This is a genomic window from Pseudomonas sp. A0308, from assembly GCF_044218815.1.
Lineage (GTDB): Bacteria > Pseudomonadota > Gammaproteobacteria > Pseudomonadales > Pseudomonadaceae > Aquipseudomonas > Aquipseudomonas iridis.
Genome location: NZ_CP162581.1, coordinates 3,653,332 through 3,677,040, shown reverse-complemented (window position 1 = coordinate 3,677,040; position 23,709 = coordinate 3,653,332). Strand labels below are relative to the sequence as shown.

At 58.7% G+C, this 23,709-nt stretch carries 26 protein-coding genes and 2 pseudogenes; 14 read left to right on the top strand and 14 right to left on the bottom strand.

Annotated features, from left to right (window positions below; genetic code table 11):
* Positions 1-5: 5 nt before the first annotated feature.
* From AB4P92_RS16930 to AB4P92_RS16915, 4 genes and pseudogenes are all read right to left on the bottom strand, one after another.
* Entirely contained in the window at positions 6-773 is a 768-nt protein-coding gene (locus AB4P92_RS16930) for a uroporphyrinogen-III synthase (RefSeq protein ID WP_047304113.1), read from the bottom strand.
* Entirely contained in the window at positions 770-1,711 is a 942-nt protein-coding gene (hemC, locus tag AB4P92_RS16925; protein ID WP_042561706.1) for a hydroxymethylbilane synthase, read from the bottom strand. Before hemC ends, AB4P92_RS16930 begins: the two co-directional genes overlap by 4 nt.
* Positions 1,712-1,846: 135 nt before the next feature.
* Positions 1,847-2,593: a LytTR family DNA-binding domain-containing protein gene (locus AB4P92_RS16920; RefSeq protein WP_042561707.1), complete on the bottom strand. Its 747-nt coding sequence runs from the start codon at positions 2,591-2,593 to the stop codon at positions 1,847-1,849.
* A pseudogene (locus AB4P92_RS16915) lies at positions 2,590-2,730 on the bottom strand (sensor histidine kinase); the annotation flags it as partial. The pseudogene AB4P92_RS16915 and the gene AB4P92_RS16920, both read right to left, overlap by 4 nt.
* 334 nt (positions 2,731-3,064) lie before the next feature.
* Between AB4P92_RS16915 and argH the strand changes: the two are divergent.
* Positions 3,065-4,459 (top strand): argininosuccinate lyase, encoded by a 1,395-nt coding sequence (argH, locus tag AB4P92_RS16910; RefSeq protein ID WP_042561708.1) that lies wholly within the window; start codon positions 3,065-3,067, stop codon positions 4,457-4,459.
* A 128-nt stretch (positions 4,460-4,587) separates the two neighbouring features.
* Here argH and AB4P92_RS16905 read toward each other — a convergent pair whose 3' ends face one another.
* Positions 4,588-5,247 carry a glutathione S-transferase gene (locus AB4P92_RS16905; protein ID WP_047304116.1) on the bottom strand — a complete coding sequence of 220 codons (660 nt, stop codon included), beginning with the start codon at positions 5,245-5,247 and terminating at the stop codon, positions 4,588-4,590.
* A gap of 123 nt (positions 5,248-5,370) precedes the next feature.
* Between AB4P92_RS16905 and AB4P92_RS16900 the strand changes: the two genes are divergently transcribed.
* The 3 genes from AB4P92_RS16900 to AB4P92_RS16890 all read left to right on the top strand — a co-directional run bounded on the left by AB4P92_RS16900 (position 5,371) and on the right by AB4P92_RS16890 (position 9,197).
* Positions 5,371-5,655, top strand: coding sequence for a hypothetical protein (locus AB4P92_RS16900; RefSeq protein WP_042561710.1), 285 nt, complete (start codon positions 5,371-5,373; stop codon positions 5,653-5,655).
* Between the two features lie 258 nt (positions 5,656-5,913).
* Positions 5,914-6,159 (top strand): TIGR02647 family protein, encoded by a 246-nt coding sequence (locus AB4P92_RS16895; RefSeq protein ID WP_042561711.1) that lies wholly within the window; start codon positions 5,914-5,916, stop codon positions 6,157-6,159.
* A 194-nt stretch (positions 6,160-6,353) separates the two neighbouring features.
* The gene (locus AB4P92_RS16890; protein WP_395597904.1) at positions 6,354-9,197 is read left to right on the top strand and encodes a class I adenylate cyclase; all 2,844 of its coding nucleotides are present in this window, start codon (positions 6,354-6,356) and stop codon (positions 9,195-9,197) included.
* A 6-nt stretch (positions 9,198-9,203) separates the two neighbouring features.
* Here the strand turns inward: AB4P92_RS16890 and rnk are convergent, their stop codons facing one another.
* From rnk to cyaY, 3 genes are all read right to left on the bottom strand, one after another.
* Entirely contained in the window at positions 9,204-9,614 is a 411-nt protein-coding gene (gene rnk, locus AB4P92_RS16885) for a nucleoside diphosphate kinase regulator (RefSeq protein WP_042561713.1), read from the bottom strand.
* 225 nt (positions 9,615-9,839) lie between these two features.
* The gene (locus tag AB4P92_RS16880) at positions 9,840-10,061 is read right to left on the bottom strand and encodes a DUF1289 domain-containing protein (protein WP_080896076.1); all 222 of its coding nucleotides are present in this window, start codon (positions 10,059-10,061) and stop codon (positions 9,840-9,842) included.
* Positions 10,062-10,064: 3 nt separating this feature from the next.
* Positions 10,065-10,397, bottom strand: a complete 333-nt coding sequence (gene cyaY, locus AB4P92_RS16875) for an iron donor protein CyaY (protein WP_042561714.1) — start codon at positions 10,395-10,397, stop codon at positions 10,065-10,067.
* A 315-nt stretch (positions 10,398-10,712) separates the two neighbouring features.
* Between cyaY and AB4P92_RS16870 the strand changes: the two genes are divergently transcribed.
* The 6 genes from AB4P92_RS16870 to AB4P92_RS16845 are packed head-to-tail and all read left to right on the top strand — an operon-like array spanning position 10,713 to position 15,322.
* Positions 10,713-10,886, top strand: coding sequence for a lipoprotein (locus tag AB4P92_RS16870; RefSeq protein ID WP_042561715.1), 174 nt, complete (start codon positions 10,713-10,715; stop codon positions 10,884-10,886).
* Positions 10,887-10,895: 9 nt separating this feature from the next.
* Entirely contained in the window at positions 10,896-12,143 is a 1,248-nt protein-coding gene (lysA, locus tag AB4P92_RS16865; RefSeq protein WP_042561716.1) for a diaminopimelate decarboxylase, read from the top strand.
* A 3-nt stretch (positions 12,144-12,146) separates the two neighbouring features.
* A complete protein-coding gene (gene dapF / locus AB4P92_RS16860; RefSeq protein ID WP_042561717.1) occupies positions 12,147-12,977 on the top strand; it encodes a diaminopimelate epimerase in 831 nt (276 codons plus the stop codon).
* 13 nt (positions 12,978-12,990) lie between these two features.
* Positions 12,991-13,716 (top strand): DUF484 family protein, encoded by a 726-nt coding sequence (locus AB4P92_RS16855; RefSeq protein WP_042561718.1) that lies wholly within the window; start codon positions 12,991-12,993, stop codon positions 13,714-13,716.
* Positions 13,717-13,718: 2 nt separating this feature from the next.
* Positions 13,719-14,618, top strand: a complete 900-nt coding sequence (xerC, locus tag AB4P92_RS16850; RefSeq protein WP_395597903.1) for a tyrosine recombinase XerC — start codon at positions 13,719-13,721, stop codon at positions 14,616-14,618.
* On the top strand, positions 14,615-15,322 hold the full coding sequence (locus tag AB4P92_RS16845; protein WP_395597902.1) for an HAD family hydrolase: 708 nt from the start codon (positions 14,615-14,617) through the stop codon (positions 15,320-15,322). Before xerC ends, AB4P92_RS16845 begins: the two co-directional genes overlap by 4 nt.
* Positions 15,323-15,512: 190 nt before the next feature.
* On the opposite strand, the gene sutA is transcribed toward AB4P92_RS16845, so the two are convergent.
* The 4 genes from sutA to glnK form a co-directional block, all read right to left on the bottom strand.
* Positions 15,513-15,839 carry a transcriptional regulator SutA gene (gene sutA / locus AB4P92_RS16840; RefSeq protein WP_042561721.1) on the bottom strand — a complete coding sequence of 109 codons (327 nt, stop codon included), beginning with the start codon at positions 15,837-15,839 and terminating at the stop codon, positions 15,513-15,515.
* Between the two features lie 101 nt (positions 15,840-15,940).
* Positions 15,941-16,366: a secondary thiamine-phosphate synthase enzyme YjbQ gene (locus tag AB4P92_RS16835; RefSeq protein WP_042561722.1), complete on the bottom strand. Its 426-nt coding sequence runs from the start codon at positions 16,364-16,366 to the stop codon at positions 15,941-15,943.
* 213 nt (positions 16,367-16,579) lie between these two features.
* Positions 16,580-17,917, bottom strand: coding sequence for an ammonium transporter (locus AB4P92_RS16830; RefSeq protein WP_042561723.1), 1,338 nt, complete (start codon positions 17,915-17,917; stop codon positions 16,580-16,582).
* Between the two features lie 37 nt (positions 17,918-17,954).
* On the bottom strand, positions 17,955-18,293 hold the full coding sequence (glnK, locus tag AB4P92_RS16825) for a P-II family nitrogen regulator (protein ID WP_002555808.1): 339 nt from the start codon (positions 18,291-18,293) through the stop codon (positions 17,955-17,957).
* A gap of 414 nt (positions 18,294-18,707) precedes the next feature.
* Between glnK and AB4P92_RS16820 the strand changes: the two genes are divergently transcribed.
* A complete protein-coding gene (locus tag AB4P92_RS16820) occupies positions 18,708-18,968 on the top strand; it encodes an accessory factor UbiK family protein (protein WP_007920416.1) in 261 nt (86 codons plus the stop codon).
* 60 nt (positions 18,969-19,028) lie between these two features.
* Here the strand turns inward: AB4P92_RS16820 and AB4P92_RS16815 are convergent, their stop codons facing one another.
* Complete coding sequence (locus AB4P92_RS16815) at positions 19,029-19,589, bottom strand: nucleotidyltransferase family protein (protein WP_115146621.1); 561 nt, start codon at positions 19,587-19,589, stop codon at positions 19,029-19,031.
* A gap of 44 nt (positions 19,590-19,633) precedes the next feature.
* Entirely contained in the window at positions 19,634-19,927 is a 294-nt protein-coding gene (locus tag AB4P92_RS16810) for a HigA family addiction module antitoxin (RefSeq protein WP_115146622.1), read from the bottom strand.
* Between the two features lie 323 nt (positions 19,928-20,250).
* Here AB4P92_RS16810 and AB4P92_RS16805 point away from each other — a divergent pair.
* From AB4P92_RS16805 to AB4P92_RS16795, 3 genes and pseudogenes are all read left to right on the top strand, one after another.
* Positions 20,251-20,898: pseudogene (locus AB4P92_RS16805) on the top strand (magnesium chelatase domain-containing protein); the annotation flags it as partial.
* 257 nt (positions 20,899-21,155) lie between these two features.
* Positions 21,156-22,214 (top strand): DNA-processing protein DprA, encoded by a 1,059-nt coding sequence (locus AB4P92_RS16800; protein ID WP_256228617.1) that lies wholly within the window; start codon positions 21,156-21,158, stop codon positions 22,212-22,214.
* Positions 22,215-22,231: 17 nt separating this feature from the next.
* Positions 22,232-23,365 carry a phosphoribosyltransferase gene (locus tag AB4P92_RS16795; RefSeq protein ID WP_020799355.1) on the top strand — a complete coding sequence of 378 codons (1,134 nt, stop codon included), beginning with the start codon at positions 22,232-22,234 and terminating at the stop codon, positions 23,363-23,365.
* Positions 23,366-23,709: the final 344 nt, after the last annotated feature.

Here is a 23,709-nt window from a genome sequence, read left to right as displayed (position 1 = left end):
TTGCATTAGAAAACGGGTACGGGATGCTCCCGCAACGCCGTCAGCAAAGCCGCGGCACTCGCGCCGCGGCAATCCACAACTGTTTGAGCCCCGGCGGCACGTGCCAGCTCGGCGACTCTTGGGCTTGGAACAAACAACGGCAACCGCGCAATCGACGGCCAGGTATCGCCGGCCATTTGGCGCAGGTGCTCGAAACCCTGTCCACTGCTGACCACCAGCCCGTTCAAGCGTTCCGCTGCGATCCGCTGCGGCAGTACTTGCGCTGCATAGGCCGGCAGCTCGCGTCGATACAATTCCAGATACTCGACACTAGCACCAAGCTCACGCAGGCGCTCGGCAAGCAGTTCACGGCCGCCCTCGCCGCGCAGGATCAACACCTGCGAATTCGGCTGGGCGACGGCTTCACTCAGACGCGGCAATTGCAGCAACGCTTCGCTGTCATCGCCGTCGGCCGGACAATGTACGTCGAGGCCGCGCTCCTGAAGAATCTGCGCCGTTGCCGCACCGACACTGAACCACGGCATCGCCAACGACTGCGCCCCTTGGGCATCGAGCAGTTCCAGCGCAATCCGCGCCGCTGGCTTGCTCACCACAATTACTGCGCTGCAATCGGGCAATCGCGCCATCGCCAGACGTATGTTCTCAGAGACCGGCAGCGGGGCAATTTCCAAAAGCGGCAGACAACTACCGAAAATCCCCTGCCCGGCCAACGTCTCTGCAAGCGCCGCACAATCATCCGCAGGGCGCGTCAGCAGCAGGCGCCAGCCAGTCACTCGTGACCTGCCTCGCCGTAAACTGCTTTAAGAATCTCTTCGGCACCTTGGGCGAGCAGATCTTCAGCGACTCTCACACCCAATGCTTCGGCATCAGCGCGAGGGGCCCGCGCTTCGGCGCTGATCAAGCGGCCGCCACTCGGCTCGCCCACCAGGCCACGCAACCACAACTGCTCGCCTTCAAGCACGGCGTAGCAGGCGATCGGCACCTGGCAGCCGCCATTCAAATGTTTGTTGAGGGCACGTTCGGCGGTAACCCGCGAAGTGGTATCAGCGTGATGCAGCGGTTCCAGCAAGGCGTGGATTTCGCTGTCGGCGCTACGGCACTCGATACCGACCGCGCCCTGGCCACCGGCGGGCAGGCTGTCATCGACACTGATTGCCGAGGTGATGCGATCCTCGAAACCGAGGCGTATCAAACCGGCGGCCGCGAGGATGATCGCGTCGTACTCACCCGCATCCAGCTTGGCCAGACGAGTGTTGACGTTGCCGCGCAGGAAACGAATTTCAAGGTCAGGACGGCGGGTCAGCAGTTGTGCCTGACGGCGCAGGCTCGACGTGCCGACGATGCTGCCGGCAGGCAGCGCCTCAAGGCTTGGATAGGTATTGGAAACGAAGGCATCACGCGGGTCTTCGCGCTCACAGATGCAGAACAGACCGAGGCCTTCGGGGAAGTCCATCGGTACATCTTTCATCGAGTGGACGGCGATGTCGGCTTCGTTTTCCAGCAGTGCGGTTTCCAGTTCCTTGACGAACAGGCCCTTGCCGCCGATTTTCGACAGCGGTGAATCGAGCAGCTTGTCGCCGCGACTGACCATGGGCACCAGTGTCACCCGCAAACCGGGATGGGCCGCTTCCAGACGGGCTTTGACGTATTCGGCCTGCCAGAGGGCCAGCGCACTTTTACGGGTAGCGATGCGGATTTCGCGAGAGGACATGGATCAATCCGTACTGAATAGATACGGCGGATAATAACAGCTCAGCCAAATCCACTTTGACTTGAATCAGAAACGGCGCGGCCTCCCTGGCCTGCAATGCCCGCTAACGAGAAATGAGCCCCCGAAAAGTCCGGGTTAAAGACCCTGCATCATCTTGCGCACACCCGCCACATGCCGGCGACTGACAATCAGCGCGTCGCCATTGAGGCCTTTGAGAAATAGCTGAAAATGCCCCAGCGGCGTGCGTTGCAGACGCTCGATGCGGTCGCGGGCGACCAGCGCGTTGCGGTGGATGCGCACGAAGCGCTCGCCAAATTCGTCCTCTAGGGCTTTGAGCGGCTCGTCCAGCAGCACTTCGCCGCCTTCGTGGCGCAAGGTCACGTATTTGTGGTCGGCAATGAAATAGACCACCTGATCCAGCGGGATCAGTTCGATGCCTTTACGGGTACGGGCGCTGATGTGACTGCGCGGGCCGGTGCCACTTTCGGCAGCGGGACGCGTCAGGGCCGAGAGTTGCGCCCGATTGGGTCGTTCAGCCCGTTTCAGGGCGTCATGCAGGTGTTCGGTTCGCACGGGTTTCACCACATAGCCCACGGCGCTGGCCTGCAGGGCTTCCACGGCAAATTCATCGGGACTGGTGAAAAACACCACGGCGGGCGGTGTTTCTCGCTCGCACAGACGGGCAGCAACCTGCAGGCCATCGAGGCCCGGCATGCGGATATCGAGAAGCACGATATCCGGCTTGTGGCTGTCGATCAGTGCCAACGCCTCTTCGCCATTCGTGGCGCTGGGCTCCAGGACTGTATAACCCTCGAGCTCGCTCACCATACGGCTGAGGCGCTCGCGAGCCAGTGGTTCGTCATCAACGATCAGGACATTCATATTGCGCTGGATTCCTGCGTGAGTCTCGCACAAGGATAGCGTAGACAGGTGAAGTGACGTCCGTCACCGCGATCCACGCTAAGACTAGCCCGAGCGCCAAAAAGTGCCGTACGTCGGCCAGCAATATTTGCCAGTGTCCGGGTCGTACTGCTCAAAGCCCGCTGTTTCCTGCGTTTCTCGCGGGGTTTGTCGAAGGACAAGACACCCACCTCCACTTCTTATAGTCGGCGGCCAGACCTTTGCGCGATCCGCAGTCGCGCCGACCCTTATGTCCTACTGTAGACGCTCGCCGGGCCGATATTGCTCAATCGAAAAATATCGTTGTGCAAATTCCCCGCGCAGCACACCGACTATGCATGACACTTTGCGAAAAAAACGTATCGACCGGTGTCAACGACAGGATTGGCAACCCTGTTATTATCCGCGCCAGCGTTTCACGCCTTTTTTCTTCAAGCCGATACGAGCGAATTCATGAGCACTGACAAGACCAATCAGTCCTGGGGCGGCCGCTTCAGTGAACCCGTCGACGCCTTCGTCGCCCGCTTCACCGCCTCCGTCACTTTCGACCAGCGCCTGTATCGCCACGACATCATGGGCTCGATCGCCCACGCCACCATGCTGGCCAAAGTCGGCGTGCTGACCGATGCCGAGCGCGACACCATCATCGATGGCCTGAACACCATTCAGGGCGAAATCGAGGCCGGCCAGTTCGACTGGCGCATCGACCTCGAAGACGTGCACATGAACATCGAAGCGCGTCTGACCGACCGCATCGGCGTCACCGGCAAGAAACTCCACACCGGCCGTAGCCGCAACGACCAGGTTGCCACCGACATTCGCCTGTGGCTGCGCGACGAGATCGACCTGATCCTGGCCGAAATCACCCGACTGCAAAAAGGCCTGCTGGAACAAGCCGAGCGCGAGTCCGGCAGCATCATGCCCGGCTTCACTCACTTGCAGACCGCGCAACCCGTAACTTTCGGGCACCACATGCTGGCCTGGTTCGAAATGCTCAGCCGTGACTACGAGCGTTTGGTCGATTGCCGCAAGCGCACCAACCGCATGCCATTGGGCAGTGCCGCGCTGGCCGGCACCACCTACCCGATTGATCGCGAATACACCGCGCAACTGCTGGGTTTCGATGCCGTTGGCGGCAACTCGCTGGACAACGTTTCCGATCGCGATTTCGCCATCGAATTCTGCTCGGCCGCGAGCATAGCGATGATGCATTTGTCGCGTTTCTCCGAAGAGCTGGTGCTGTGGACCAGCGCGCAGTTCCAGTTCATCGATCTGCCGGATCGCTTCTGCACTGGCAGCTCGATCATGCCGCAAAAGAAAAACCCGGATGTGCCGGAGCTGGTACGTGGCAAGACCGGCCGCGTGTTCGGTGCTCTGATGGGCCTGCTGACCCTGATGAAAGGCCAGCCACTGGCCTACAACAAGGACAACCAGGAAGACAAGGAACCGCTGTTCGACGCCGCCGACACCCTGCGCGATTCGCTGCGCGCGTTTGCCGACATGATTCCGGCGATAAAACCCAAGCACGCGATCATGCGTGAAGCGGCTCTTCGCGGCTTCTCCACCGCAACCGACCTGGCTGACTACCTGGTGCGCCGTGGCCTGCCGTTCCGTGATTGCCACGAAATCGTCGGCCACGCTGTGAAGTACGGCGTCGACACTGGCAAGGACCTGGCTGAGATGAGCCTGGAAGAACTGCGTCAGTTCAGCGATCAGATCGAACAGGACGTATTTGCTGTGCTGACCCTGGAAGGCTCGGTAAATGCCCGTGACCATATCGGCGGCACTGCGCCAGCGCAGGTCAAGGCAGCCGTTGCCCGCGGCCAGGCCCTGATCGCCAGCCGCTAAAGGTCAAAAGCTTCGCGAGCAGGCTCGCTCCCACATTGGATCTGTGCTGAACACAAAGTCTGTGGCCAACACAAATCCCTGTGGGAACGAGCCTGCTCGCGAATGCTGACTTCAGAACAGCACAAAACCTACTTCTTGGCAGCGATCATCGCCAAAAACGCCGGCATCGCCGCATCTTTATCCGCCGCAATCTTCTGCACATGCGGATTCTGCTCAAGCCGCTCCAGCAGCGCCTTCGCCTGCGGCATTTCTGCCAGCAAATCGATCCCGAACAGCTTCTGCCCCACCGCACAGGCCAGCGGCACGCTGTAGAGGAAATACAAATCCGCGATGCTCAGACTGTCGCCCGCCACATACGGGGCGAACTTGCCGTGCCGGCCGAGCGCCGCAAAGCCCAGCAGCAATTCTGATTGGGTCTTTTCCTTGATGGCGTCCGGCAAAGTCATGCCAAAAAACGCTTCGCCATAACAGGCACGTCCCGGCAGCTCGATGTACAGCTCGATTTCCTTGGCGATTGCCAGCACCTGCGCCCGCTCGAACGGATCGCTGGGCAGCAGCGGCGTGCCTTTCTGGGTCAGCTCGAGGTATTCAAGGATGATCGCTGTTTCGTTGATGTAACCGCCATCAACGCCCAGCACCGGCACTTTGCCGCGCGGGCTGATAGCCAATGATTCAGCGGTCTGCGCGGGATAGAACGTGACCTCTTCAAACGGCAGGCCTTTTTCCAGCAGCGCCAGTTTGATCATGTTGTAGTAGTTGCTGACAGAGAATCCGTAGAGCTTGAGCATCACATAGCCTCCAGGCCGTGCGGGGTGGGCAGTGCCTGTTTATAGATCGCCCGGACAATTCCCGCCAGCAGCATCACGCCGCTGAATGCGGGTAAACTGGCGCCTTTCCTTGAGGAGCCTGCCATGAGCGAGCCGACAGACATCGACAACGACGAAGAAGAGTTCACCGAGAGCACGCTGATCGAAGCGATCGAGAACCAGATCGAAAGCGACAACCCGCCTGCGGCCAAGGCTACGCTCAACAAGCTGACCCTGGTCGGTGTTGAACGCGAAGAAATCCTCAATCTGATGGCGCATGTGCTGGCCTATGAGATTGACGCGATGCTGGATGAAGATCGCCCATTCGATACCGCATGGTACGAAGCCGCACTGCGTGCGCTGCCTGAGTTGCCACCAGAAAAGCAGTAATCGCGCTTTCCCTGTGGGAGCAAGCCTGCTCGCGACGAGGCCGTAGCATTCGCATCATGCCGCGCCTGACACGCCGCATTCGCAATGCCGGCTCGCTCCCACACAATTTGTCACCCATCCCTCCGGCCATCTCCCCGGCCCCGACTACACTGGAATTCGCCTCAAGAGGAAATCCCTGATCTGAGCACTGGACATGCCGCACAAGCGGGTTCACCTTAGGGGCGCTGCGTTCCAATTCCTAGAAAGTCTGGAGTCCTTATGTCGCTTACCCCTGAGTTGGTTGCCGAACTGGAAGTCCTTGCACTCTTTCCCCTGGACAGTTCCCAGGAAGGTCTGAAAATTCATCAGACCGCTGCCCCGAAGCACATCGCTGCTGCCCAACGCCTCTTTGATAAAGAACTGACCGATCAGCCCGATGGCGGATATCTGACCAGCCTGGGTCGCGATGCCGCGCAGAATGTACAAACCGTACTGACGATCCTGAAAGAGCCGGAAACAGCCTGATTCTTCCTGACTTCGCCCACGGGAACCCCTGTCACGGGATTTCCGCGGGCCCGTCCGGACGTCAACTATCGCCTCGCGATTGAAATCTGACGTCAAAAAACAAAATCAGCTTAAAACTCCCGCCGCGCAAAGGCTAAACTGCCCGTCATTCCGAGATCCTCTACGTCCGAGCCTGCGAGCCGGTTTGAGCTGACATGACGCGCACCCATGAAATCCGCCCCGACCTGGACGAAGGAATCGACCGCAAGGTGCTTAGCCAACTGCGCGCGCGCTTTCTAAAACTCAATGAAGGCCGCCTCGGCCGCGCTCTTGAGGGGTTGTCGACGCGCCAGCAAGCTGTGCTGACGCTGCTGCCGCTGTTCTTTCACGTCAATCATCCGCTGCTGCCGGGTTACGTCTCGGGCAGTACGCCGGCCGGCCTGTCGAATTACGAGCCAGACGCCAATACCCTCGCCGAAGCCCAGCGCCTGACGCGCTCCTTCTCTTACAAGCCGCGCCACGGCAGCAATCCGCCACGACCGATTCATGGCCTGTTTCTGATGGGCAGTCTCGGCACCCTGGCCCAGGCCGATCAAAGCGACATGGACGTGTGGGTGTGTCACGCGCCGGATCTGAACGAAAACGAGCTCGCTGAACTGGGCAAGAAATGCCAGCTCCTCGAATCCTGGGCCGCGAGTCAGGGCGCCGAGGCGCATTTCTTTCTGATCGACCCGGTGCGTTTCGTCAAAGGTGAGCGCGACACACAGCTCAGCTCCGAAAACTGTGGCAGCACCCAGCACTACCTGCTGCTCGACGAGTTTTATCGCACCGCGATCTGGCTGGGCGGACGCACGCCGATCTGGTGGCTGGTGCCGGTATACGAAGAAACGGCCTACGACCTTTACACCCACACGCTGCTGTCCAAGCGCTTCATCCGCGCCGACGAAACCCTCGACCTTGGGCATTTGGCGACGATTCCACCGGGAGAGTTCATCGGTGCGGGGCTGTGGCAGTTGTTCAAGGGCATTGAGTCACCTTACAAATCGGTGCTCAAACTGCTGCTGACCGAGGTGTATGCCAGCGAACACCCGCAGGTGCAGTGCCTGAGCCTTCGCTTCAAAAAAGCCGTATTCGCCAATCAGCTCGATCTGGATGAACTGGACCCTTACATGGTCGTGTATCGGCGCATCGAGGAATACCTCATCGCCCGCAACGAACCGGAACGTCTGGAGCTGGTGCGACGTGCGCTGTACCTCAAGGTCAATCGCAAGCTCACGGGCAATAGCCGCACGCAGAGCTGGCAACGTTCACTGCTGGAACGACTGGCCAACGAATGGCACTGGGATCAGCGGCAACTTGCCCTACTCGATAGCCGCAGCCAGTGGAAAGTCCGGCAGGTCAGCGCAGAGCGCCGCGCGCTGGTCAACGAGCTCAATTACAGCTATCGCTTCCTGACCCAGTTCGCCCGCACCGAGCAGACCGTCAGCCTGATCAACAAGCGCGATCTCAACGTGCTGGGCCGCAGGTTGTACGCGGCATTCGAGCGCAAGGCCGACAAGGTCGAGTTCATCAATCCCGGCATCGCTCCGGATCTGGCCGAAGACACCCTGACCCTGGTGCAATCGCGCAACAAGAAGGAGGCGGGACAAAGCCAGTGGGGCCTGTACAACGGCAGCCTCACGGCGCTTGAGTGGGAACATTTCGCCCCGATCAAACGCAGCCGCGAACTGCTGGAACTGTTGACCTGGTGCCACCGCAACGGCGTGATCGACAGCAGCACCCGTCTGGCCTTGCACCCCGGCAACAGCGACCTGAGCGAGTTCGAACTGTTCAACCTGCTTGGCAGCCTGCAACAGTGCATCGCCCTGCCCTTGCCCACTGTTGCCGAAGAGCCGCTGCTGCGCGCCGCCGTACCGAGCGAAGTACTGATGCTGGTGAACGTCGGCGTCGATCCGCTCAAGCATCACCGTGACCTCAACATCCTAATGACCACCGAGCGCACCGATTCGCTGAGCTATGCCGGCGTGCGCGAGAACCTCGTGCTGACCCTCGATCAGGTCACGCTCAACAGCTGGAACGAAGTGCTGGTCAACCGTTTCGACGGACCTCACGCCCTGCTCGACTGCTTGCGCGATTATCTCAACAACTTGCCTCGCGGGCCGTTGCAGCCATCGCTGAAGGTGCGCTGCTTCTGCCATAACCGTGCCCAGTTCATCGCCCGACGCGTGGAAGAAATCGTCGACACCGCGCAGAATTTGCTACTCAGCGAATTGAATCACCGCTACCTGATTCAGGTGCAACAGCACTATCACGTGCTGGAACTGGTGCCCGGACAAGTCAACCATATCGCGCTCGCCACCCTGCCGGCGCTGCTCGACTACCTCGGTGAGGAGCAGGCGCGCTACAGCCCGCTGCACCTTGATCCGATGGCACTGGAAGATCACGACCTTGCGCTGATCCTGCCAATGGGCCAGCCGGAATGCATTCAGGTGTTCTACAGGATCACCGAGCAGCACGCCGAAGTCTGCGTTCTGGACGAGTTCAATGCGCTGTGGCAGCAGCACTTGCCGTATCACGACGAGCAAAGCCTGCTGGCGCCGCTGCAACGTTTCCTGCAATCGATCCAGTATCGGCGTGAGGCGCTGCTGCCGATGGAGGCCGCTCCCTCGACCAGCCTCGACATTTTGTATTACCAGCTATTGCCTTCGGGCCCGGGACGGGCGCGGCGCGTCGAAGCGCGGCCAATGCCGCAGACGCCAGCCAACAAACCGTTCTACGACGTGCAGGCGATCATCGGCAAAGCCGCACCAGGGCAAGTGCAGGTCACGCTGTATTGCAATCAACGGGAGTTCAGCGAGCTGGAACATGGCGACCAGCTGTTCAGCGTGGTCGCCCGGGAGATCGTCGAGCAGCGTCGTGAGACCGAACGCTATCGTTGCTACATCACCGACCTGGACCTGTCCGGGCTGCTCGGTGACGGGCAAAGCTCAAGCAATCTGTATCTACGCTACAAGGCCGACCTGGAGCGCGCCCTGAACGAGGCACTCGAACAGGTCTGAGTGAATTTACTCGGGGAACGCGCCACCGTTGGCCGGTTGCGATTCGACTTCAAGCAGGGTCAGTTTCAGGGTCTTGCCGCCCGGTGCCGGCCAGTCGATGTGCTGTCCGACCTTCAGGCCCAGCAGCGCGCTGCCGACAGGTGCGAGAATCGAAATCTTGCCTTCATCGGCATTGGCATCCTTGGGATAGACCAGCGTCAGATGGTAATCCTTGCCACTGCCTTCTTCGCGGCAGTGCACGCGGGAATTCATCGTCACGACATCGGCAGGCACTTCATCGTGGCTGACCAGCGTATCGGCGCGATCCAGTTCGGTTTGCAACGCAATCACGCCCGGCAGCGTGTCATCCAGGCTGTCGATCAGGCGCTCCAGACGTTGAACGTCCAGACGGGTAAGAGTGATGGAAGGTGCGGTCATGATCCGGGCAGACTCCTTTCTTCTGCGCAAAAAAAGCAAAAAACCCCGCCAAAAAAGGCGGGGTTTTCACCAGGCCTCGATGGGTTGAGGCGTTTCCGGACACTATCACAGCTCAAAAAATATACAAGTCATGCCCAGCGACACACGTCCCCTGTAGGAGCTGCCGCAGGCTGCAATCTGTGCTTTTGAAGATCAAGATCAAAAGATCGCAGCCTTCGGCAGCTCCTACAGGGACGCAGTCCTGCGATGGGCAGCCTGGGTGACGATCACTCGCCGCCGCTCATCATCCGCCGAGCGCCACTCACGAATGTCTTCAACATGCCGGAAACAGCCGAGGCAGACTTTTTGCTCATCCAGCCGGCACACGCCGCTGCACGGCGAAGGCACCGCCGGGCTGATATTGCTGTAGAGCGGCTTGGGCGGACGGACGGGAGCGGTATCAGTCACGAATCACAGGCCTTCGAAATCGAATTCGGCGCCAGCCTGCTGCTTGACGATGCGTTCAAGCATCTCGCCCAGCTGCTCTTCGCTCTTGTCACACATCCAGCGCTCGCTTTCTTCGTCGTAATCGAAGTGGAAACCACCCGAGACGGCCGCCAGCCACAGCTGACGCAGCGGCTCCTGACGGCTGAAGATCAGCTGCGAGCCGTTTTCGAACTTGACGGTCAGCACACCGGCCGAACTTTCCAGATCGATATCCAGGTCGCTCTCGTCAAAGATGTCTTCCAGTTTTTCCTGGGTGTCATCGACCAGATCGTGGAAACGGGCTTCGGACAAACTCATTGTGGCAACCTCAAAAAATGTCTGATCAGGCTCAAGCGCCGCAAGATACGGACGCTTCCGGCCGATTGCAAAGGATAACGACCAAGTGCCTTACTGCCCCTTCACACAGCACCTGTGGGAGCGAGCCTGCTCGCGAAAGCGCTGTGTCAGCCAAAGAGCCCGCTGAACTTGCCGACCCCTTCGCGAGCAGGCTTGCTCCCACAGGGAATGATGCGCTTCTCGGGAGCCCCGCCGGACGGGAGGCCCGTCGCATAGGCAAGCTGCCGGGTGGTCGGTATACTCCGGCGCAATTAACGTATTTTCAAGGATTTCGCCATGAAGCGCCTGATCTCTTCCCTTGCTGCGCTCGTCGCGGTTGCCTGCCTCGTTTCGGCCTGTGGTCAAAAAGGCCCGCTGTACCTGCCGGATGACGATCAGGACCCGGCCGAGCAAGCCCAGTCTTCGCAAAAGCAGCCTGCTTCCAAAGCACACAAGCACGACGTTTACTAAGGGATCGCCATGGACGCTTTTAACTACCGTGGCGGGGAGCTGTTCGCGGAAGGTGTGGCGCTGTCCGCCATCGCCGACCGCTTTGGCACGCCCACTTATGTCTACTCGCGCGCGCACATCGAAGCCCAGTATCTGGCCTACGCCGATGCGTTGGCCGGCATGCCGCACCTGGTTTGCTACGCCGTCAAAGCCAACTCCAACCTCGGCGTCCTGAATGTCCTGGCCCGTCTCGGCGCCGGTTTCGACATCGTCTCCCGTGGCGAGCTGGAACGCGTACTGGCCGCTGGCGGCAGCGCCGACAAGATCGTCTTCTCCGGCGTCGGCAAGACCCGTGACGACATGCGCCGTGCGCTGGAAGTTGGCGTGCACTGCTTCAACGTCGAATCCACCGACGAGCTGGAACGCCTGCAAGTTGTCGCCGCTGAACTGGGTGTTCGCGCACCGGTTTCGCTGCGTGTGAACCCGGACGTCGATGCTGGCACCCACCCGTACATTTCCACCGGTCTCAAAGAGAACAAGTTCGGCATCGCCATCGCCGACGCTGAAGACGTGTATGTACGCGCCGCGCACCTGCCGAACCTGGAAGTGATTGGTGTCGACTGCCACATCGGTTCGCAACTGACCACGCTGCCACCGTTCCTTGATGCGCTCGACCGTTTGCTGGATCTGGTCGATCGTCTTGGCGATTGCGGCATTCACCTGCGCCACATCGATCTCGGTGGTGGCCTGGGCGTGCGTTATCGCGACGAAGAGCCGCCATTGGCTGCCGACTACATCAAAGCCGTGCGCGAACGTCTGGACGGTCGTGATCTGGGACTGGTGTTCGAGCCGGGCCGTTTCATTGTCGCCAACGCCGGCGTGCTGCTGACTCAGGTCGAGTACCTCAAGCACACCGAGCATAAAGATTTCGCCATCGTCGACGCGGCGATGAACGACCTGATTCGCCCGGCGCTGTATCAGGCGTGGATGGACGTCACGGCGGTCAAGCCGCGCGACACCGCCGCGCGTCAATACGACGTCGTTGGCCCGATCTGCGAAACCGGCGACTTCCTCGCCAAGGATCGCGAGCTGGCCCTGGCCGAAGGCGACCTGCTGGCGGTGCATTCGGCCGGCGCGTACGGTTTCGTCATGAGCTCCAACTACAACACTCGCGGCCGTGCGGCCGAAGTGCTGGTGGACGGTGATCAAGTATTTGAAGTGCGTCGCCGCGAAACCGTGGCCGAGCTGTTTGCCGGCGAAAGCCTGCTGCCGGAGTAACCCATGCTGCTGCGTTTTACTAAAATGCACGGTCTGGGCAATGACTTCATGGTTCTCGACCTGGTCAGCCAGCACGCGCATATTCAGCCCAAGCACGCCAAGCAATGGGGCGATCGACACACCGGCATTGGTTTTGACCAGTTGCTGATCGTCGAAGCGCCGAGCAACCCGGACGTCGATTTCCGCTATCGGATCTTCAACTCCGATGGTTCGGAAGTTGAGCAGTGCGGCAACGGAGCACGCTGCTTTGCGCGTTTTGTGCTCGACAAGCGTCTGACTGCCAAACGGCAGATCCGCGTCGAGACCAAGGGCGGCATCATCGAACTGGACGTGCGTAACGATGGCCAGATCGGCGTGAACATGGGCGCCCCACGCCTGGTGCCAGCGGACATTCCGTTTGAAGCACCGGCGCAGGCCTTGAGCTATCAACTGGACGTCGACGGCACAACGGTCGAACTGGCCGCCGTGTCGATGGGCAATCCGCATGCCGTGTTGCGCGTGCAGGACATCAACAGCGCTCCGGTGCATGAATTGGGGCCGAAAATCGAGCACCACCCGCGCTTCCCGGCGCGGGTCAATGTCGGTTTTATCCAGATCATCGACCGCAACCGTGCCCAACTGCGCGTCTGGGAACGTGGCGCCGGGGAAACCCAGGCCTGCGGCACCGGCGCTTGTGCGGCGGCCGTCGCTGCAATCAGTCAGGGGTGGATGGATTCGCCGCTATTGATCGACCTGCCTGGCGGGCGTTTGTCCATTGAATGGGCAGGCCCTGGCCAACCGGTGCTGATGACCGGTCCGGCAGTGCGTGTATACGAAGGACAAGTGCGTCTTTGAGTGAGCAGAAACCATGACCGATAAGCCTCAGGTACCCGCCCGACAGTCCGACGAATCAGCGTCCGAGAGCCTGGAGGCGGCAGCGGTTGCCGCGTACCTGGAGGCTCATCCGGAGTTTTTCGTCGAGCACGAAGAACTGCTGCCAGCCATGCGCATTCCCCACCGACGTGGTGACACCGTGTCACTGGTCGAGCGGCAGATGACCATCCTGCGCGAACGCAACATCGAGATGCGTCATCGCCTCTCACAATTGATGGACGTCGCCCGCGACAACGATCGCCTGTTCGACAAGACCCGTCGTCTGATTCTTGCCCTGATGGACGCGACCAGCCTGGAAGACGTCGTCATCAGCGTCGAAGACAGCCTGCGTCAGGATTTCCAGGTGCCCTTCGTCAGCCTGATCCTGCTCGGCGACAACCCGGCGCCGGTCGGGCGCTGGGTCAGCCACGCCGACGCACAAGTTGCCATCGGCGGCTTGCTCACCGAAGGCAAAAGCGTCAGCGGCACCCTGCGTGACCATGAGCTGGACTTTCTGTTCGGCGAAGAACAACGCAAACAGATCGGTTCCACCGCGGTGGTCGCCATCAGTCATCAGGGCATCCACGGCATTCTGGCCATCGCCAGCCGTGATCCGCAGCACTACAAGAGCTCGGTCGGCACGCTATTCCTCAGCTACATCGCCGAAGTCATGGGACGCGTGCTGCCACGGGTCAACAGCTCGCTGCGCTCGGTACGCTGAACATGGAACGACAACTGGACGCTTACTGCGAACACCTGCGCAGTGAGCGACAGGTGTCGCCGCACACGCTGTCGGCTTACCGCCGCGACCTCGATAAAGTCCTCGGCTGGTGCGTCAAACAGAACATCGGCAGTTGGGCCGCGCTGGACATCCAGCGCCTGCGCAGCCTGATCGCCCGCCTGCATGCCCAGGGCCAGTCCTCGCGCAGCCTCGCCCGCTTGCTCTCGGCAGTGCGCGGGCTCTATCACTATCTGAACCGCGAAGGGCTCTGCGATCACGATCCGGCCACCGGCCTCGCGCCACCGAAAGGTGAACGTCGCCTGCCGAAAACCCTCGATACCGACCGTGCGCTGCAGTTGCTTGAGGGTGCGGTCGAGGATGATTTTCTAGCGCTGCGTGATCAGGCAATTCTGGAGTTGTTCTATTCCTCTGGTCTGCGTTTGTCGGAGCTGACGGGGCTCAATCTCGATCAGCTCGACCTCGCCGACGGCATGGTTCAGGTGCTCGGCAAGGGCAGCAAAACCCGTCTGCTGCCGGTCGGCAGAAACGCCCGCGAAGCCCTCGAACAATGGCTGCAGCTGCGGGCCATGACCAACCCGGCAGATGACGCCGTTTTCGTCAGCCAGCAAGGTCGGCGCCTCGGCCCGCGAGCCATTCAGGTGCGGGTCAAACTGGCCGGCGAGCGTGAATTGGGGCAGAACCTGCATCCGCATATGCTGCGGCATTCCTTCGCCAGTCACTTGCTGGAATCCTCGCAGGACCTGCGCGCGGTGCAGGAACTGCTCGGCCACTCCGATATCAAGACCACGCAGATCTACACCCATCTGGACTTCCAGCACCTGGCGGCGGTCTACGACAGTGCCCATCCACGGGCCAAACGCATGAAAGGCGAGGACTCATGAGCATCCAGTTGATCACCTTCGACCTCGACGACACCCTGTGGCACACCGCTCCGGTAATCGTCAGTGCCGAAGCGATATTGCGCGAATGGCTGAGCGAACATGCGCCGAATCTGGGCGCGGTGCCGGTGGAGCACTTGTGGTCGATCCGCGAACGGGTGCTGGCTAATGAACCGGGCCTCAAACACCGCATCAGTGCGTTGCGCCGGCGGGTGTTGTTCCACGCCCTCGAAGAGGCGGGTTACGCCCATGGCGAAGCGTCGGATCTGGCGGACAAGAGTTTTGAAGTGTTCTTGCATGCGCGGCACCAGATCGAGGTGTTCCCAGAAGTCGAGCCGGTACTGGAAATTCTCGCCAACCACTACGCCCTCGGCGTGGTCACCAATGGCAACGCCGACGTGCGTCGATTGGGACTGGCGGATTACTTCAAGTTTGCGCTCTGCGCCGAAGACATCGGCATCGCCAAACCGGATGCGCGACTGTTTCACGAGGCATTGCAGCGCGGCGGCGTGAGCGCCGAAGCCGCGGTGCATATTGGCGATCATCCGGGCGATGACATTGCCGGGGCGCAGGAAGCAGGGTTGCGCGCGGTGTGGTTCAACCCGGCGGGTAAAGACTGGGAAGCGGATCGTCTGCCGGATGCCGAGATTCGTAGCTTGAGCGACCTACCGGCGGTGCTGGCGCGCTGGAATGCCCCCTCGAACTGATCTACTACCCCTGTGGGAGCGAGCCTGCTCGCGAAGGCATTCTGTCATTCGATACTGATGTTGACTGACCCACCGCTTTCGCGAGCAGGCTCGCTCCCACAGGGGAATTGCGTTCACTACGATAGCTTTATTCCAGACATGAAAAAGCCCGCAGCGACGGCGGGCTTTTTCAGCAAGCAAGCGGCACGCCTCAGATAGGGCGGCTGCCGTACTTGTTGTCCGGCTTCTTGGGCGGATCGGCGACCACATTGGCCTCCACTTCCTGCACTTTTCCGCCACGCGACAAGAACTCTTCCATGGCCTTGGCCAGGGCATCGCGCTCCTTGTTCTTGGCTTCAATGCTCGGCAAATCGTCTACCGACACCGCAGCCTTGGCTTTGCCTTTGGCAGCCGGGGCCGGCGTATCTTCGCCGCCATCGTCGTCAGCAACGTCTTCCGCTGCCGCTTCCAGGCCTTCCTCGGCCTCGTCTTCGTCGCCTACTTCGAGGTCGTCGTTTTCCAGATCATCGTCGCTCATGTTCTACCTCATGACTTGCGAAAAGCAGATTAGTTATAGACCAGCTTTGGCAACTGTCGAAAGTCGCCGTTAAAAAATCGTTCGCCGCTGCTGACCAGCGGCTATGCCCCTTCACCGTGCAAGGTGGCGAGGACTTTACGGGCACCGCCGTGATCACGGTGCTCGCCCAGATAAACACCTTGCCAGGTTCCCAGTGCCAATCGACCTGCCGAAACCGGCAGACTGATCTGGCAGCCAAGCACGCTGGCCTTGAAGTGCGCCGGGAGGTCGTCCAGGCCTTCGTCGTTATGCTCATAGCCGTCTGCTCCTTGTGGGATCAGACGATTGAAAAATCGTTCGAAGTCGCGACGGACCGCCGGATCGGCGTTCTCGTTGATGGTCAACGATGCCGAGGTGTGCTGCAGCCACAGATGCAACAGACCGACCCGACACTCCCTGAGTTCGGGCAAGCCATGAATCAACTCGTCCGTTACCAGATGAAAGCCCCGGGGCCTTGCCCGCAGGGTTATCAGAGTCTGTTGCCACATACAGTTCTCCGCACGTTCGGGGCGCATTCTAGCGCGCTCTGGGAAAAAACAAAGGCCCTAATATTCCTGCAATGATGTAAGCCTTTGGCCGTAGAAAAACGCTCGTCGTAAACACGACTAAAGGCGTACGAAAAATCCTTTCAGCTGTTCCTTAAACGACAAATCCCGGGCAAAAAAATGCCCGGCAAGCCGGGCAATTTTTTACTTCGCGTCTTACAGGTTGTAGCCGCGTTCGTTGTGTTGTGCCAGATCGAGGCCAACCGACTCTTCTTCCTCGGTCACACGCAGACCCATTACGGCGTCCAGGACCTTGAGGATGACGTAGGTGACGATCGCGGTGTAGATGACCGTGAAGCCGACGCCTTTGCACTGAATCCAGACCTGCGCACCAATGTCGGTGACAGTGCCGAAGCCACCCAGAGCAGGAGCGGCGAAAACACCGGTGAGGATCGCGCCGAGGATACCGCCGATACCGTGCACGCCGAAGGCATCCAGGGAGTCGTCGTAACCGAGTTTGCGTTTCAGGGTAGTGGCGCAGAAGAAGCACACCACGCCTGCCGCCAGACCGATCACCAGTGCGCCCATCGGGCCGACGGTGCCGGCAGCCGGGGTGATCGCCACAAGACCGGCAACCACACCAGAAGCGATGCCCAGTGCGCTTGGCTTACCGTGAGTGACCCATTCGGCAAACATCCAGCCCAGTGCAGCAGCAGCGGTCGCGATCTGGGTGACCAGCATAGCCATACCAGCGGTGCCGTTGGCCGCAGCAGCGGAACCGGCGTTGAAGCCGAACCAGCCGACCCACAGCATCGCGGCGCCCATCAGGGTGTAACCAAGGTTGTGCGGCGCCATCGGCGTGGTCGGGAAGCCTTTGCGCTTGCCCAGTACCAGACAGGCAATCAGACCGGCAACACCGGCGTTGATGTGCACCACGGTGCCGCCAGCGAAGTCGAGTACGCCCCAGTCCCACATCAGGCCGCCGTTACCGGACCAGACCATGTGCGCGATTGGTGCATACACCAGAGTGAACCAGATGCCCATGAAGATCAGCATCGCGGAGAACTTCATCCGCTCGGCGAACGCACCGACGATCAACGCCGGAGTGATGATCGCGAAGGTCATCTGGAAGGTGATGAACACCGCCTCAGGGAACAGCGCGGCAGGACCGGTAATGCTCGAAGGCGTGACACCGGCGAGGAACGCCTTGCCCATGCCGCCGAAGAACGAGTTGAAGTTGACGACGCCCTGCTCCATGCCGGTGGTGTCGAACGCGATGCTGTAGCCATAAATGACCCACAGGATGCTGATCAGACCGGTAATGGCGAAGCACTGCATCAACACGGAAAGAATGTTTTTAGAGCGAACCATGCCGCCGTAGAACAGCGCCAGGCCGGGAATGGTCATGAACAGCACGAGGGCCGTCGAGGTGAGCATCCAGGCTGTGTCGCCGGAATTGAGGACTGGGGCCGCCACTTCGTCTGCCGCCATTGCAAGGCCGGGCATTACGATGGACAACAGGGCTCCTAGCCCTGCGAATTTACGCAGAGTCATATTGTTTTCTCCTGGGGCGTTGGGTTTGTGGCGGCGCTTAAATCGCGTCGGTATCGGTTTCGCCGGTACGGATGCGAATCGCCTGTTCCAGATTGACCACGAAGATCTTGCCGTCACCGATCTTGCCGGTGTTGGCCGCCTTGGTTATCGCTTCGATAACCCGATCCAGATCCTTGTCGTCGATGGCCACGTCGATTTTCACCTTGGGCAGAAAATCGACCACATATTCCGCGCCGCGATACAGCTCGGTGTGACCCTTCTGCCGGCCGAAGCCTTTGACTTCAGTAACGGTAATGCCCTGCACGCCGATTTCGGACAGCGACTCGCGCACGTCGTCCAACTTGAACGGCTTAATGATGGCAGTGACTAGCTTCATGAAAACTCTCTCCCGAATTGGTGGACTTGCCCCAGGAAAACAAACCCGACTCAAGTCTAAGCGCAGTGCCTGGCTTTGTAACGCATCGTCGGCCTTACCTGCCCGACTGACGCCAGCTAACCGCTGCTGACGAAACTCCCCGCTTCGTCTGCCGCACTGCATTCGTCACAGCGACTGCATCAGTGCATGGGTCAAGAGTGACTAAGCAGAAACCTTGCCATCTCGGCAAAAACCTCTGATTTCAATCCCTTGGCCGCTACCGCAAGCACTCGCGTGCAAAACGCTTCGCGGATACGCACAACAACGGTGCGTCACCGTCCGTCTGCCTGCGCGAAAAGCGTGCATCCCTGACGACGAGATTGACTATAGACACTGCGTGATACACTGCCGGCCATTGTTTCCAGGACATTTCCCATGCTCGCGCCCAAAGACTTCCTCGACGCCCTGAGCGGCACCGCTTCCCGCCTGTTCAGCGGCGACACCCCGCTGCCAAAAGCCGAAATCGAAAGCCAATTCAAGATGCTGCTGCAAAGTGCCTTCAGCAAACTCGATCTGGTCAGCCGTGAAGAGTTCGATAGTCAGATGGTGGTGTTGGCCCGCACCCGTGCCCGCCTCGAAAGTCTCGAAGCGAAAGTTGCCGAGATGGAAGCGAAGCTGACGCCGCCCGCCGAGTAACCCCGCACTCCCCCTGTAGGAGCTGCCGAAGGCTGCGATCTTTTGATCAAAAAAAGGCGTTTACTCGGTAAACTTCAGATTTGGCCAAGTGCGAAGCCAGTCTTTCCCCTGCATGCGTTCCAGATAGATTTCCCGTTTGTCGATCTGGAACCTTGCCGTAGGTCGAACAACAAGTTGCAACAGATCCTCCAAACCAAGCGGCGCTGCGACCTCCAGAGCGCCTTGCGAGTCGAGCCTTATGGCAATTGCCGTGGCTGTCTCCGGCCAGAACCTGATGGCATCAATTGCGCTGGCATATGGCGTATCAGAATTTCGCAGATGCATGCGCGCCTGGTTCTTTACTGACCAATTGTATGAAGCATCCATGTTTCGCAAACAGGCTTCCAGTTCAGTGTCTGACTGAACAGTGGCCCGCCCCGGATCGAACCAGATGACATCGATGTCCGAAGGCAATTGCGAGTAAGCACGCTGGTGCAAGTGATCCCAAACCGCGCTACGCAGAAACCCTGCGCCTACCCAGCAATCAGGTAATCCAAGAGATTGCACCAGACTCAATATGCTCATGCGCACTGGGTCGGCTTCGATGAGCGCCTGGATTTGCAATACTTGTTCAGAATTCATAGTTCCATTCAGTCACGCATGACTTCACTGCTTGATCTAAATAATTACGCGCAATGTGCGAGCTGCTCCACCTGATCACGGATAGAAGCACCTCTTTCAATTTCCGCTTTGCGCAAATCGTAAGTCGATTGCAGGTTCAGCCAAAACTCTGGAGTGGTGTCCAGACAGTAGGACAGTCTGAGCGCCATATCAGCGCTGACACCTCTGCGTTGTAGAACGATGTCGTTCACCGTCGGAGTGGCCTTCGCCAGCGCAGCAGCCGTCAGGTTCAGAGGCTCCAGGTACTCATCTTTGAGGATCTCGCCCGGATGTACCGGACGCATACCATTTTTAGTCATACTCACCTCAGTGGTAATCGATGATTTCAACATCCTCGGGGCTGATGTCGAAAAAATCAAACAAGGCATCCCGCGCTTTCGGTGCTCCCTCAAAGCTTTCGGAAATGGCCTACTCACGCGCCTTGGCTCGCACTTAAAAGATCGCCATTTCCTACAGTAATAATCGCTAATTCTGCTTGCAGTTCTGGTTCAGAATTTCTCGACTCGCTCCTGCAACATTCTGCGAAACGTTGCCCTGTACACCTCCCTGCTGAAACGACTTCTCCCGACTACCCTTAAAAAACCCGCAGGAAGCGGCCCCCGATTCAGCTCAAGGAACGACCATGTCCCTCTCCATCGTCCACAGTCGCGCCCAGATTGGCGTGGATGCTCCCGCCGTCACTGTCGAAGTTCATCTGGCAAACGGTCTGCCCTCCCTGACCATGGTCGGACTGCCCGAGGCGGCGGTGAAGGAGAGCAAGGATCGGGTACGCAGCGCGATCATCAATTCCGGGCTGCAGTTTCCGGCGCGGCGGATCACTTTGAATCTGGCGCCGGCGGATCTGCCCAAGGATGGCGGGCGGTTTGATCTGGCGATTGCTTTGGGGATTTTGTCGGCGAGTGTGCAGGTGCCGTGTCTCACACTGGATGAGGTGGAATGCCTCGGTGAGCTGGCGTTGTCCGGCGCGGTGCGGCCGGTACGCGGGGTGTTGCCAGCGGCACTGGCGGCGCGCAAGGCCGGGCGGGCGTTGGTGGTGCCGCGAGCGAACGCCGAGGAGGCGTGCCTGGCGTCGGGTTTGAAGGTGTATGCGGTTGATCATCTGCTGGAAGCGGTGGCGCATTTCAATGGGCATACGCCGGTGGAGCCTTACGTATCGGACGGTTTGATCCATGCCGCCAGACCCTATCCCGATCTCAATGAAGTTCAAGGGCAGATGGCCGCCAAACGCGCGTTGCTGATTGCCGCAGCGGGTGCGCATAACCTGTTTATGTTGTAAAACAATACACCCTTGAACGTGAAGGACGATAACAGCTCGCCTCAACTGTATTGGCGTCCAGCTTGTTATGTTGATCAGATAGGTATGGATGACTCTGGCAGGAGCTGCCAGACTGGGTAAGATGAGCATCTGACAGCATTCACCTGAGCTGATATCCAGCGGAAGGAAATCGGTTCTTCCTTATGGCATACACACTCACGGCAAATTTGCCTTCAGGCAGATCGGGTCACAAGGGCAGCCAAAGGCAAGCTATGGAAGACAGGGACTTTTGGAGAAACGAGCGCATAGCATTCCTTGCGCTCACAGCGGTAAATGGCATTGGCTTTTGGTCGCTTCATAAAATCGCTCAAGCGAATTATGGATTCAAGGAGGCGCTCAGGGCGCCAGGGCCAGCAGGAGTGGAAAAACCCCTGGCCGCTGCGGGTTACGACGGAGAGCCTGGCCAGGAATCGCTATGGTCGGAAGGAATCGCGCTTGCGCGAACTCTTACGAGCTTGGGGGTTCGGCTGATCTTCAAGGCAGAGGCAGAGTTTCCCGAAAAGTTGAGAGCTATCCCTGATGCGCCAGAATGGATATTCATTCAAGGCATACCCGAGAATCTGAGCAAGCCGTCGGTCGCAGTTGTAGGAACCAGGAAACCGTCCGACGATGGCCTGTTCCTGACGAAGTACGTGCTCGGGGTTTTGGCTCGCATCGGATGCGTCACTGTGAGTGGCCTAGCGTTAGGGATCGACCAAGTAGCACACATATCGTCTATCCGGTATTCCCTTCCAACAGTGGCCGTGCTCGGGACAGGAATTCTTCAGAACTATCCAAAAGGCTCCAACGAGCTGAGAGAGGAAATTCTCAAAGCCGGCGGTAGCATCGTATCTGAATACCTACCTAATCAATCTTACAGCGCCGAAAATTTCGTACGCCGCAATAGGATACAAGCGGCTCTATGTGATGTGCTCATTCCCTCCGAGTGGAGCATAAAGAGCGGAACAGCTCATACGGTTAAATACGCCAGCAGGTATGAAAAACGGATCGTAAATGTGTTTCTTCCAGGCACTCAAAACTCCCGACCGGAAATTCCATTCTCAGCTGCTGAGTACCGGGCATCGTGGTACGAAGTACCAACGAAAACAGAAAGTCTAATTCAATTTTTGAAGTCTGTGCTGCTGGAAGCTCCGGAAAGCATGCCGACGAGCACGGCAGATCTACCTGTAGAAAAAACGATAGACACTTTAGAGCCAGAGTCAGAGAAAGAGTCAGATGACACTATCGAAGCCAATGGCTTAAACCAACCAAGCCAACTCCCGCTCATTTGACTAGGAAGCCAGAAAGGATGCTGATTCTAACTACTTCCCCGGCTGCTATAACCATAAATGGGCTACCAGCACCTGATATCGTTCAGGGACTGATCCGAATTGCCGCAAATGGCAATCGGGTCGGCGTGATATCCAACCATCAGAAGCCAGAATGGTTTGACCGGGAGTTCGCTGGCTCCCAGGTAATTTTTATCCCTGCTGAAGCTCGCCAAAAAGGCGAGATAATTAAAAATATTGCCAAAAATCTCAATGTGAAAACACATGATATTTTGGTTCTTGCCGCAAGCGCCGACGATCTGCAAATGGCCAAAAATGGAAAGGCTGTGCTTGTAGCTGCTGGCTGGTCAACCGATCCACAGATAGTAAAGTTTGGACAAAAGATTGATTCCGTACAAGAGCTTGAGCAACTGACCGTCCTTACAAACGGCTGGAACGGCAAATGGTGGTTCGATGGAAGAGCCGATAACTACACCATCCACGCACTGGTAGATCTGTCGACTCTCCACAAAGGAGTAACGCAGCAACAGTTCGCTCAAAAACTAAAGTTGACAGTGAAAAATGGCGGCGCACGCCTTGCAGCTCTGCTGGCTGTTACAGCCCGGTCGATGCTGATCAACAACATAGATCAGGCAGCCAACCTTTTATGGGGTGTTTATCCTTCATCCGGTAATACCACTGGCGCCGACGAAGTTTTGACCGAATTCACACACCGCCTACGCACCGTGACATCAAGGGTTCAGTTCGCCAAGGCAGGAGTTCCCCTTTTTATCCGCCATACAGCCTCAGTGAAGCGCTCAGCTAATCCTGGCGGCGACCGCACCGATCCTAGCGGACAGATAACCACGCTTCACCTAAACCCCTTTTACAAAGGGAAGATTGCAGGGCGAAACGTGATCGTCATTGATGACTGCACTACCTACGGGGTGTCCTTTGGGGTAGCAGCTGCATTTCTGCGTAAAGCTGGTGCCAACTCTGTACACGGAGTTGCGCTTGGCAAGTTTGGTAACCAGCTGTCGTACTACAATATCAATATTAATAGCGACCCCTTCCAGCCAGTGATAGCTGGTGGTTTCACTACTGGAAACATCACTAGGTTTCCTGGCAACACAGATAATACGGCGCAGCAAGTGCTCCAGTCGCTGATCCCGTGATTGGCAAACAGGTCGAGATAATACCTGGGCGCGGCATCGTAGCCTGGCGTCTGCTGTGTTCTGCTCTGCCCTTGTCCCTTGATCGTGCGCAGCGGAGCGAGCATTCGCCGCAGGCGGTTGCTTAGCTCTCGATCTTCAAAAAATAGCAGCATTGCAAGAGCCAAGGCCCCGAGCCCGAAGGGCTTGGTAGCCGGGCTCTGGCCTGTGCCCCCAAAACTGGCTCTAACACGGGACTGCTTATATTGCGGCAACCTATCTCAGATTTTGATTTGCTCGATTAAAAGATGATTAGCGACTTTCTGTGAAATCGCTGGAAAACCCGTATAACGCGGGCTTCAGCCAAC

Excerpts from the sequence above, each read along its gene's own strand:
- sutA (WP_042561721.1), bottom strand. The coding sequence starts at position 15,839 with ATGAGCGACGATGATCTGGAAAACGACGACCTCGAAGTAGGCGACGAA.
- glnK (WP_002555808.1), bottom strand. The coding sequence starts at position 18,293 with ATGAAGCTAGTCACTGCCATCATTAAGCCGTTCAAGTTGGACGACGTG.
- cyaY (WP_042561714.1), bottom strand. The coding sequence starts at position 10,397 with ATGAGTTTGTCCGAAGCCCGTTTCCACGATCTGGTCGATGACACCCAG.
- AB4P92_RS16895 (WP_042561711.1), top strand. The coding sequence starts at position 5,914 with ATGTCGCTTACCCCTGAGTTGGTTGCCGAACTGGAAGTCCTTGCACTC.
- xerC (WP_395597903.1), top strand. The coding sequence starts at position 13,719 with ATGGAACGACAACTGGACGCTTACTGCGAACACCTGCGCAGTGAGCGA.
- AB4P92_RS16815 (WP_115146621.1), bottom strand. The coding sequence starts at position 19,589 with ATGAATTCTGAACAAGTATTGCAAATCCAGGCGCTCATCGAAGCCGAC.
- AB4P92_RS16870 (WP_042561715.1), top strand. The coding sequence starts at position 10,713 with ATGAAGCGCCTGATCTCTTCCCTTGCTGCGCTCGTCGCGGTTGCCTGC.
- AB4P92_RS16845 (WP_395597902.1), top strand. The coding sequence starts at position 14,615 with ATGAGCATCCAGTTGATCACCTTCGACCTCGACGACACCCTGTGGCAC.
- argH (WP_042561708.1), top strand. The coding sequence starts at position 3,065 with ATGAGCACTGACAAGACCAATCAGTCCTGGGGCGGCCGCTTCAGTGAA.
- AB4P92_RS16800 (WP_256228617.1), top strand. The coding sequence starts at position 21,156 with ATGGAAGACAGGGACTTTTGGAGAAACGAGCGCATAGCATTCCTTGCG.
- AB4P92_RS16830 (WP_042561723.1), bottom strand. The coding sequence starts at position 17,917 with ATGACTCTGCGTAAATTCGCAGGGCTAGGAGCCCTGTTGTCCATCGTA.
- AB4P92_RS16810 (WP_115146622.1), bottom strand. The coding sequence starts at position 19,927 with ATGACTAAAAATGGTATGCGTCCGGTACATCCGGGCGAGATCCTCAAA.
- hemC (WP_042561706.1), bottom strand. The coding sequence starts at position 1,711 with ATGTCCTCTCGCGAAATCCGCATCGCTACCCGTAAAAGTGCGCTGGCC.
- AB4P92_RS16890 (WP_395597904.1), top strand. The coding sequence starts at position 6,354 with ATGACGCGCACCCATGAAATCCGCCCCGACCTGGACGAAGGAATCGAC.
- AB4P92_RS16900 (WP_042561710.1), top strand. The coding sequence starts at position 5,371 with ATGAGCGAGCCGACAGACATCGACAACGACGAAGAAGAGTTCACCGAG.
- AB4P92_RS16820 (WP_007920416.1), top strand. The coding sequence starts at position 18,708 with ATGCTCGCGCCCAAAGACTTCCTCGACGCCCTGAGCGGCACCGCTTCC.
- AB4P92_RS16920 (WP_042561707.1), bottom strand. The coding sequence starts at position 2,593 with ATGAATGTCCTGATCGTTGATGACGAACCACTGGCTCGCGAGCGCCTC.
- rnk (WP_042561713.1), bottom strand. The coding sequence starts at position 9,614 with ATGACCGCACCTTCCATCACTCTTACCCGTCTGGACGTTCAACGTCTG.
- dapF (WP_042561717.1), top strand. The coding sequence starts at position 12,147 with ATGCTGCTGCGTTTTACTAAAATGCACGGTCTGGGCAATGACTTCATG.
- AB4P92_RS16795 (WP_020799355.1), top strand. The coding sequence starts at position 22,232 with ATGCTGATTCTAACTACTTCCCCGGCTGCTATAACCATAAATGGGCTA.
- AB4P92_RS16835 (WP_042561722.1), bottom strand. The coding sequence starts at position 16,366 with ATGTGGCAACAGACTCTGATAACCCTGCGGGCAAGGCCCCGGGGCTTT.
- AB4P92_RS16905 (WP_047304116.1), bottom strand. The coding sequence starts at position 5,247 with ATGCTCAAGCTCTACGGATTCTCTGTCAGCAACTACTACAACATGATC.
- lysA (WP_042561716.1), top strand. The coding sequence starts at position 10,896 with ATGGACGCTTTTAACTACCGTGGCGGGGAGCTGTTCGCGGAAGGTGTG.
- AB4P92_RS16855 (WP_042561718.1), top strand. The coding sequence starts at position 12,991 with ATGACCGATAAGCCTCAGGTACCCGCCCGACAGTCCGACGAATCAGCG.